This is a genomic window from Micromonospora mangrovicola, from assembly GCF_047200535.1.
In the GTDB taxonomy this organism is placed as follows: Bacteria; Actinomycetota; Actinomycetes; order Mycobacteriales; family Micromonosporaceae; genus Micromonospora.
The window spans coordinates 1-9,139 of sequence record NZ_JBJZOG010000162.1; the positions used below are offsets into that span (position 1 = coordinate 1).

Sequence of the window (9,139 nt, forward strand, 5' to 3'; positions counted from 1 at the left end):
CGGATCCTGCCTGGCCTCTGGGTGTGCCTCGTGGTGACCGCCTTCGTCTTCGCGCCGCTCGTGTCCTGGTGGGAGCGCGGCACGCTCCGCGGCCTCTTCTCCGCCTCCGACGGACCCTTCCAGTACGTCGTCAGCAACGCATTCGTCGCGATCTGGCAGTACGGAATCTCCGGCCTGCTGCTGGACACCCCGTACGGGCAGCGCACCGGCACCTCGGTCTTCAACGGCTCGCTCTGGAGCCTCATCTACGAGGTGTTCTGCTATCTCCTGGTCGCCGGGTTGGCGGTCGTCGGCGTGCTTCGCCGGGCCCGGTGGCTCGTGGCGGTCCTGGCGCTGGCCGGTACCGGCGTCATGGTGCACGACCTGCTCCGGGCGCCGGAGATCCCCGGACCGCAGGGGGTGCACGGGCCGGTTTTCGGAGTGGGCGGGCTGGACAGTTACTCCCTCCTCTACCTGACCTACGTCTTCCTCCTGGGCGCCGTCTGCCAGCTCTACCGGGACCGGATCGTCCTGCACGACGGCCTCGCTGCCGCCGCCGCGGCCGTCGTGGTCGCGACCACGCAGTTCGGGGCCTTCGCGGTGCTGGGCTACCCGGCCTTCGCCTACCTCGTCCTCTGGCTGGCGGTCCGCCTGCCGCGCTGGACCCGCCGGATCGGCCGCCGGCACGACTACTCCTACGGCCTTTACATCTACGCCTTCCCGGTCCAGCAACTCCTGGCCCTGGTGGGCGTGCCGCGGCTCGGCCTGCCCGCCTACGTCGCGATCTGCAGCATTGCCACGGTCGCGCTCGCCGTGCCGTCGTGGCACGTGGTGGAACGGCCGGCGATGACGCTGAAGAGCTGGTCCCCGCGTCGTCGTGCGACGACGGCGGGCGTCCCGCCTCGAGTGCCGCAGCCCCGACACCAGGCGGTGTCCGCCGCCCCGGCGCAGGCGGCGACTACCGTACGACCGCCGGCGACCAGGCGTCGCGGATGAACAGCTCCGCGGCGCCACCGCCGTCGGCGCGCGCCGCCCAGAGGTCGCTCGTGGACGGTCCCTCCCCGCCGCGCGGCAGGCCGTAGATCACCCGGGTGTCGTCGAGCCACTCGATCTGGTCGTCGACGCTGCGCTGCTCGGCCAGAACGGTCGACCTGGCGGTGGCGATGTCGTACACCGCGATCCGCCAGTGCCCCGGCGCCTGGCCGGCCCGTGTCTTGAACGCGATCCGGGTGCCGTCCGGCGAGAGCGACGGGCACTCGGCGTCGTCGCGAAGCGCGACGAGTCGCTGCCCGCCGAGGTCGCCCCGGACGAGCCAGGTCCTCCCGCCCGACGCCGCCGTCGCATAGAAGGTGTCCCCGTCGGCGAACGTGACACCCCAGAGATTGCGGTCCGTGGCCGTCACCCGCTTGCCATCGACGATCAGCCGGAAGTGCTCGATGTTTGTGGAATGTCCGTCGGCGACCCGGGTCACGAGGGTCTCGGTGGAGAACCGGCCGGGTGTCGAGTAGCTGTGTCCGGCGACGAAGGTCGTGGTCGCCGCCAGCGACCCGTCGCGCGACAGCCGGGTCCGGCTCGGCACCCCGGACAGCGGCAGCTCGCGGGTGACTTTCCAGTCGGGACCGAGCACCTCGGCGCGGTACGTGGTGACCAGGCCGGGCCTGGCGTACAGGCACACCGCCTCGCCGCGTCGGGCGTAGACCCGGTCGCACGTGGCCGGCGTGAACGTCCGGGGCCCGGCCGGGTCGCTGAGCGGGACCACCGCCACCCGGCCGTAGTCGTCGCCGACGGCGGTGCTGCGGAAGACGACATGGGGCTCGCCGGTCACCGCCGTGAGGTCCGGACCCGTGGGCACCGGCGCCGCCGCCACCGCGCTCTGCGTCTGCTCCCGGCGAACGGAGTAGACGTAACCGACCGTACCGAGCAGGGTGACCAGGACGATGAGGGCCAACGTCCAGATCCGCGCGCGGCCGCTCACCGCCGATCCTCCGCCGTCTCCCCGGTCGCCGCGCCGGCGTCGGGCAGGGCGGGGGCCGGGTCGGCGGCGCCCGCGGTGGCGTCGGCGACGGGCCCGGGACGATCCTGCCCGGACAGCAGCCAAGCGGCCATCACCACTCCCGTCATCAACAGGCCGGCCAACAGGCAGAGGGCCCCCTGGCGGCCCAGCAACTGCCACAGGCTGCCGAAGGCGAGCGCACCGGCGAACCGCGCGATCACCACGACGGTCTGGGCAGCGGCGATACCGCTCCCCCGCGCGTCGCCGGCCACTCTGCGGCTGACCAGCGCGGCGAGCACGCCGTCGGTCGCGGCGTAGAACGTACCCAGCAGGACCAGGGCCGCGACCGTCGCCCCCAGGCCGCCCACCGGCGCGGCGGCCACCAGGTAGGCGAGCAGCAGCGCCAGGTGGCCGCCGACGAAGACGCGCGAGCGCCCGAGACGATCGGCGAGGCGGCCGAACGGGATCGCGAGGGCGAGATAGGCGACGTTCGTGCCGACGAACAGCAGCGGGAAATAGCTCGCGGCGAACTGGTCGCGATCCTGCAACGACAGGTAGACGAACCCGTCGCCGATGGTGAACAGCCCCAGCACGCCGGCGACGACCAGCGGACGCCGGAGCCGGGGACCGGTGAGTTCCCGCAGCACCCGCCGTACCGGCAGGGCCACCGCCGGCCGGCTGCGCCGGTCCGGCACGAGGAGGACCATGACGGCGACGCCCAGCACGGCGAACGCGAACGAGGCGACGAAGACCGCCGAATAGCCGCCCGGCAAGAACCACAGCAGCGAGAACGCCACCAGCGGGCCGGCCGCCGCTCCGAGGGTGTCCAGGGTCCGGTGGACCCCGAACGCGCGGCCCAGGGTGCGCGGATCCGAGGCATCCGCGATGAGCGCGTCCCGTGGCGCCGTACGCAGCCCCTTGCCTAGCCGGTCGGCGGTCACCACCGCGGTGACCGCGCCGAACCCGTGCGCGGGCAGCATGGCCAGCCGGCTCGCCGCCGAGAGGGCGTAGCCGGTGGTGGCGACCCACTTCGGCCGCTGCGACCGGTCGCCGAGGTAGCCCCCGAAGATCCGCACCAGAGCGCTGGCGCCCTGGTAGAGCCCGTCGACGAGGCCGTACGCCAGCAGACCGAGCCCCAGTTCGGCGGTGAGGTACACCGGCAGCACCGAGGCGATCATCTCCGAGGAGACGTCGGTGAGCAGGCTGACCACGCCGAGCAGCACCACGGTGGGGCCGACCCGGGGCAGTCTGCTGCCGGGCTCGGCGGCCGTTTCCGCGCTGGGGCGGTTGCGGACCGATACGTACATGGGCCGCGTCGAGCTACGCCGCCGACCGCAGCGCGGCCGCGAGCGCGCGCGCGGCGACTGCCTGCTGGTCGGCGGTGATCTGCGGAAACAACGGCAGGGAGAGGATCTCCGTGGCGGCCCGCTCAGCGTGCGGGAAGCTGCCCGGGCGGTACGGGAGGTCCGCGAACGCCGGCGTCAGGTGGATCGGATACGGGTAGTGGATGCCCGCGCCGACGCCGGCCCCGTTCAGCCGTCGCAGCACCTCGTCGCGGCGCCCGGCGCTCCCGGGGATGCGCACCACGTAGAGGTGCCACACGTGCTCGTTCCCGGCGAGCACGACCGGACGCGTCACCGCCAGGGGCGCGAGCAGATCGTCGTAGCGGGCGGCGGCGGCGCGGCGGGCGGCGTTCCACGCGGCCAGCCGGATCAGCTTGGCCCGCAGCACCACCGCCTGCAATGCGTCGAGCCGGCTGTTGACCCCGACCATCTCGTGGACGTACTTCGCCAGGCCACCGTGGCTGCCCAGCGTGCGTACCACCGTGGCCAGGCCGGGATCGTCCGTCAGCACCGCCCCGGCGTCGCCGTACGCGCCCAGGTTCTTGCCCGGGTAGAAGCTGGTGGCCGCGACGCCGCCGGTGCCGGCACCGGCACCGTTGCGGGTGGCGCCCTGACACTGTGCGGCGTCCTCCACGATCGCGACGCCGCGTCCGGCCAGGCCCGCGCGTAGCCGCTCCACGGGGGCGAGCTGCCCGTACAGGTGGACCGGGACCACCGCTCGGGTGGCCGGACCGACGGCGGCCAGGGCGGCGTCGACGTCGATGAGGTAGGTCGCCGGATCGACGTCGACGAGGACGACGCGCGCACCGATCCGGGCCACGGCCTCGGCGGTCGCGACGAACGTGTTGGCCGGCAGCACCACCTCGTCGCCAGCCCCCACCCCGACCGCCCGCAGGGCGAGCTCGACCGCGTCCGTGCCGTTGGCGACCCCGACGCAGTGCCGGACGCCCGAGAAGGCGGCGAACTCCCGCTCGAACGCCGCGACCTCCTCGCCGCCGACGAAGGCCGTGTTCTCGATGACGCGCTTGAAGCCGGTGCTGACCTCCTCGGCCACTTCGGCGTGGGCGGCCCGCAGGTCGACGAGTGGGATCATGTGGCGTCACTCCATCTGCCGTGATCGCGGCGAGCAGGGGTCGATCAGCGACCGGCGTAACCGACCTCGGCCCCCCTCGGACGGCCCGGCGCCTCGGTCGACAAACGGTCGGTGCGGTGGCGATCGGCGCAGACGTCGGCACCGCCGAACTCGGCAGGCAACCTATCAAGCAAGGCATTCAACGAATGGGCCGTGACGGATTTCCGGCAGAACTGTTCACGTTCCGTCCCCTGCCGTACTGACTGGGCTAGTGTGCCAGCGACGGTGACGTGGTGGAGCCGCCGCACGGCCACGGGCGGCTGTCCATTCAGTCGGATTCCCCCGATCCACGTCGCGACGGGATGGATAAAGGTTTCTCCTTCCGCAGGGACCGGGCCCGGTAACGTGGCCGCGGCAGGCCCGGGTCATTGCGGACCACGACGCGGCGCGTGCGGTGCTGGAAAAGGAAGGCGGACAGTGTCGACGGCAACCACCTGGCGCGGCGGGCAACTGGCCGAACCTGATTCCTGGCCGGCGGCTGGTGCTGATCGCACCGCCTCCCCCTACGTCCCGGGCCCGACCGACGAACGGCTCACCGGACTGCCCGGCGAATCCGACGAGCGTCGCCTCTACCGTCGCATGCGGTTTATCCGACGGTTCGAGGAAACGCTGCTCGCGCTCTTCGAAGAGGGCGTCCTGAATGGCACGACACACGCGTGCATCGGCCAGGAGGCCGACGCGGTCGCGGTGATGGAGCACCTGGTCGAGGAGGACCACGTGTTCAGCAACCACCGGTGCCACGGTCACTACCTCGCCCGTACCGGCGACGCCCTGGGACTGCTCGCCGAGATCATGGGCAAGGAGGCCGGTGTCTGTCGGGGCATCGGCGGCAGCCAGCACATCTGCGCGCCCGGCTTCAAGTCCAACGGCGTCCAGGGCGGCATCGTCCCGGCCGCCGCCGGGATCGCCCTCGCCGGCCAACTGGACGGCGTCGATCGGGTGAGCGTCGTGTTCATCGGCGACGGCACGCTGGGCGAGGGGCTGCTCTACGAGACCCTGAACATCGCCGCGCTGTGGCGGCTGCCGCTCCTCGTGGTCTGCGAGGACAACCGGTGGGCGCAGAGCACACCGGTCGGGGCGAACCTCGCGGGCAGCATGCCGGGCCGGTTCGAGACCTTCGGCATCCCGGTACGCGAGGTCGACAGCACGGACGTGCTGGAGTTGCGTGCGGCCGCCGGCGAGGAGATCGCCGCGGTCCGCGGCGGTGCCGGTCCCCGGGTCCTGCTGATCCACACGTACCGGCTGTGCCACCACTCCAAGAGCGACGACGAACGCCCCGCCGAGGAGATCGCCGCCCGGTGGGCGGTCGAGCCGTTGCTGGTCCACGGCCGCCGGCTGGGCGACCACGAACGGCGGATCGTCGACGGCGAAGTGGAGACCGCGCTGGCGCAGGTGGTCGCGACGGCGAGGGCACTGCCGTGATCTTCGCCAAGGAGTTGAACGAGACGCTCCGCACCTGCCTCACCGCCGACCCCCGGGTGCTCGTGCTCGGCGAGGACATCGCCGACCCGTACGGCGGAGCGTTCAAGGTGACGCGCGGGCTCTCCACCGCCTTCCCGGACCGCGTGCGCACGACTCCGATCAGCGAGGGAGCGATCGCCGGGATCTCCGCCGGGCTGGCGCTGGCCGGCTACCGGCCCATCGCCGAGATCATGTTCGGTGACTTCCTCACCCTCGTCTTCGATCAGGTCGTCAACCACATCGCCAAGTACCAGGCGATGTACGCCGGCCAGGCGATCTGCCCGGTCATCGTGCGCGCCCCCTCCGGCGGCCATCGGGGCTACGGCCCGACGCACAGCCAGAGCCTGGAGAAGCACTTCCTCGGCGTACCACACCTGCGAGTGGTCGCCGCCTCGCTGGTGCACGATCCTCGGACGGTCTTCGACGAGTTCCTCGCCCAGGACAGCCCGGTCCTCTACGTGGAGCACAAGCTGCTCTATCCACAACACCTGACCGCGCCCCGGCACGGTCGGGTGGGAGACCTGCTGGCGACGCAGGACGCCAGCCCCGGCATGCTGCCGACGGTGTGCCTCTCCGCGGTGCCCCGCGAGGACTGCGCGGTCACCGTCCTGGCCTACGGGTACCAGGCCATGCTCGCCGCGAAGGTGGTCGAGCGGCTCGCCGTCGAGGAAGAGATCTTCGTCGAGCTGCTGGTGCCGGCGCAGCTCGCGCCGATGGACTGGGCGCCGGTCGAGCGCTCCGTCGGCGTCACCGGACGACTGGTGACCGTGGAGGAGGGAAGCAGCGGTTGGTCCTGGGGCACCGAGGCGGCCGCGACGATTTCCCGCCAGCTGTTCCGGGAGCTGCGTTCCCCCGTCGACGTCGTGGCCAGCGAGCCCACCGTCATCCCGTCGTCCAAGGCCAAGGAGAGCCGGGTCCTGGTCGGCGAGGGCCGGATCGAGGCGGCTCTGCGTGCCGCGGCCGCCTGACCCGAGGCCGTGAAGGAGAGAGTGTGAAGCCGGTAGTCGTACCGACCAGCGACGTCAACAGCGAGCACGGCGTGCTCGTGGAGTGGTTCGTCGACGACGGGGCCAAGGTCGAGGCGGACACCCTGCTGGCCGAGATCGAGACCAGCAAGGCGGTGCTCGAGGTCGTCGCTCCCGAGGCCGGCATCGTCCTGCAGCTGGCCGGGCGGCTGCAGGAGGTCCCCCTCACCGAGCCGATCGCCATCCTCTTCGAGACGTCGGCCGACCTCGCCGAGTACGTGCGGGAACGCGAGACGCGTGCGGCGGCCGCGGTCGAGGAACCGGCACCCGTCCGGGCGAGCGTCAAGGCCGTGCAGCGGGCCGCGGAACTCGGTGTCGACCTGGCCACCCTTCAGCCGGGACGGCTGATCACGGTCAAGGACGTGGAGGCGGCCGCCCGCGAGGCCGGCGCCGACTACGACGCCCTCCCCGCGCCGTTGACGGCCGAGCCCGGCGTGCAGCGCATCCTGCTCATCGGCGGGGCGCTGGGCGCCACCCAGGTCATCGACATCCTGGCCGGATCCGCGACGCAGCGGGCCGTCGCCATCGTGGACGACGATCCGCACCGGTGGGGGGCCGACGTGCACGGCGTGCCGATCGTCGGCGGAACGGACCGGCTCGCCACGCTGTTCGCCGGGGGCGCGTACGACGCGGCGATCATCGCGATCGGCACCTCGGTGGAGACGCGGCGCCGCTTCCGCGAGGTGTGCGCGGCGGCCGGGATCCCCCTGGCGAACGCCGTCGATCCCACCGCGAAGATCGCTACCGACGTGGTCCTCGGGCAGGGGAACATCATCTGCGCCTTCGCGCACCTCGGCACCGGCGTGCGGATGGGAGACAACAACTTCCTCTCCGCCTACAACTCCTTCGACCACCACAGTCGGATCGGCTCCGACAACGCCACCGGCCCGTCCTGTGTCTCGTCGGGCAAGGTGACGGTGGGCGACCGGGTGCGGCTCGGCACCGGCATCTTCATCGAGCCGGGCGTCGTCCTGGGTGACGGCGTGGTGGTCGCCTCCGGCGCGGTCATCGTCCGCTCGGTGCCGGCCGAGCACGCCGTCAAGACGAAGGTCGTCACGACCACGGTGGTGCCGCCGCGACGGCCCGGCCGGTAGCACTCCCCCGGGCCGGAGACGGTCCGTCAGATGCCACGCCGCTTCCATGACTGCCACCAGAGCCACTCCCGGCCCTTGGCGGCGACCGCGCTGAGCACCAGCGGCTGAAGGTACGGCATCACCGTCGGCCCGATGCGCTTCCGGACCCGCAGGCCACGGTACTCCGGCAGCGCGCGGTACTCCGGCCAGCACTCCGCGGCGAACGCGATCAGCTCACGCTCGGGCACGCTCGCGGTGCGGCCCCGGTCGTAGGCCCGCACGGCGCGCCGCAGAGCGTGGCGGGCGAGACGCCGGCGCACCATCGCGTCGAGCCGGTCGGCGTCGGGCAGCAGATCGCCGCAGCGCCGCACCACCGCCTCGTACGCGACCTTACGCTGGCGCAGGTCGTCCAGCTGGCCGGCGTAGTCCGTCTGCGACATGTTCCCGCCGTGCAGGCGGTAGTACGCCTGGTCCGCCCCGCGCACGTAGCCGACGTCCGCGTGCGCGGCCAGCCGCATCCACATCTCGATGTCGCCGGCGTGCGGCAGCTCGGGATCGTAGCCCCCGACCTTGCGCTGCAGATCCGTACGCACCACGACCTCCGGCGAGGTGATGCAGCCGGTGGCCTCGCGGAAGCGCCGTTCCAGCCACCAGTGCCCGGGCCAGACACGGTGGCCCAGGTCGCGGGTCCGGGCCGGCGGCGGCGGGCCGGGGTGGGTGAAGTGCACCGGGTGGCCGTAGACGAAGCCGACGTTCGGGTTGGCGTCCAGTGCGGCTGCCGCCCGGGTCAGGGCCCCCGGCGTCAGCAGGTCGTCGGCGGAGAGCAGGACGGTGTAGTCGCCGTCCGCCCACTCCAGCAGCCCCTCGTTGTAGGTGGCGATGTGACCTCGGTTGGTCTCGTGGACCCGGACCTCGACCCGCGGGTCGGCGTCCGCGATGACCCGGGCCTGCTGGGCCGAGTCGTCCGGTGAGGCGTCGTCGATGATGAGCACGCGTACGTCGACGCCGGGCTGGTCGTCGAGCACGCTGCGCACACACGCCTGGAGATAGTCGCCGTACCGGTAGCACGGAATGACCACGCTGACAGTACTCACTGGCACCCTTCCGGTGGCCGGTCCGCGCCCGCTGCCGGG

At 72.4% G+C, this 9,139-nt stretch carries 9 protein-coding genes; 5 read left to right on the forward strand and 4 right to left on the reverse strand.

The window, feature by feature from the left end; translation table 11 throughout:
- The coding region (locus ACL02O_RS32555) for an acyltransferase family protein (protein ID WP_412822022.1) at positions 1 to 975 on the forward strand (975 nt) is incomplete at its 5' end.
- Here ACL02O_RS32555 and ACL02O_RS32560 read toward each other — a convergent pair.
- Genes ACL02O_RS32560 through ACL02O_RS32570 form a run of 3 tightly spaced genes read right to left on the reverse strand, consistent with a single transcriptional unit; the run spans position 938 to position 4,408 of the window.
- A complete protein-coding gene (locus tag ACL02O_RS32560) occupies positions 938 to 1,954 on the reverse strand; it encodes a TolB family protein (protein WP_412822023.1) in 1,017 nt (338 codons plus the stop codon). The genes ACL02O_RS32555 and ACL02O_RS32560 overlap by 38 nt on opposite strands.
- On the reverse strand, positions 1,951 to 3,279 hold the full coding sequence (locus ACL02O_RS32565) for an MFS transporter (RefSeq protein ID WP_412822024.1): 1,329 nt from the start codon (positions 3,277 to 3,279) through the stop codon (positions 1,951 to 1,953). Before ACL02O_RS32565 ends, ACL02O_RS32560 begins: the two co-directional genes overlap by 4 nt.
- A gap of 13 nt (positions 3,280 to 3,292) precedes the next feature.
- On the reverse strand, positions 3,293 to 4,408 hold the full coding sequence (locus tag ACL02O_RS32570; RefSeq protein WP_412822025.1) for a DegT/DnrJ/EryC1/StrS family aminotransferase: 1,116 nt from the start codon (positions 4,406 to 4,408) through the stop codon (positions 3,293 to 3,295).
- 116 nt (positions 4,409 to 4,524) lie between these two features.
- On the opposite strand from ACL02O_RS32570, the gene ACL02O_RS32575 reads away from it, so the two are divergent.
- The 4 genes from ACL02O_RS32575 (at position 4,525) to ACL02O_RS32590 (ending at position 8,027) form a co-directional block, all read left to right on the forward strand.
- A complete protein-coding gene (locus tag ACL02O_RS32575; protein WP_412822026.1) occupies positions 4,525 to 4,650 on the forward strand; it encodes a hypothetical protein in 126 nt (41 codons plus the stop codon).
- 214 nt (positions 4,651 to 4,864) lie between these two features.
- Complete coding sequence (locus ACL02O_RS32580; protein WP_412822027.1) at positions 4,865 to 5,869, forward strand: thiamine pyrophosphate-dependent dehydrogenase E1 component subunit alpha; 1,005 nt, start codon at positions 4,865 to 4,867, stop codon at positions 5,867 to 5,869.
- Positions 5,866 to 6,876: an alpha-ketoacid dehydrogenase subunit beta gene (locus ACL02O_RS32585; RefSeq protein ID WP_412822028.1), complete on the forward strand. Its 1,011-nt coding sequence runs from the start codon at positions 5,866 to 5,868 to the stop codon at positions 6,874 to 6,876. Before ACL02O_RS32580 ends, ACL02O_RS32585 begins: the two co-directional genes overlap by 4 nt.
- Positions 6,877 to 6,899: 23 nt before the next feature.
- Positions 6,900 to 8,027, forward strand: a complete 1,128-nt coding sequence (locus tag ACL02O_RS32590; protein WP_412822029.1) for a biotin/lipoyl-containing protein — start codon at positions 6,900 to 6,902, stop codon at positions 8,025 to 8,027.
- Between the two features lie 26 nt (positions 8,028 to 8,053).
- On the opposite strand, the gene ACL02O_RS32595 is transcribed toward ACL02O_RS32590, so the two are convergent.
- Positions 8,054 to 9,100 carry a glycosyltransferase family 2 protein gene (locus ACL02O_RS32595; RefSeq protein ID WP_412822030.1) on the reverse strand — a complete coding sequence of 349 codons (1,047 nt, stop codon included), beginning with the start codon at positions 9,098 to 9,100 and terminating at the stop codon, positions 8,054 to 8,056.
- Positions 9,101 to 9,139 lie beyond the last annotated feature (39 nt).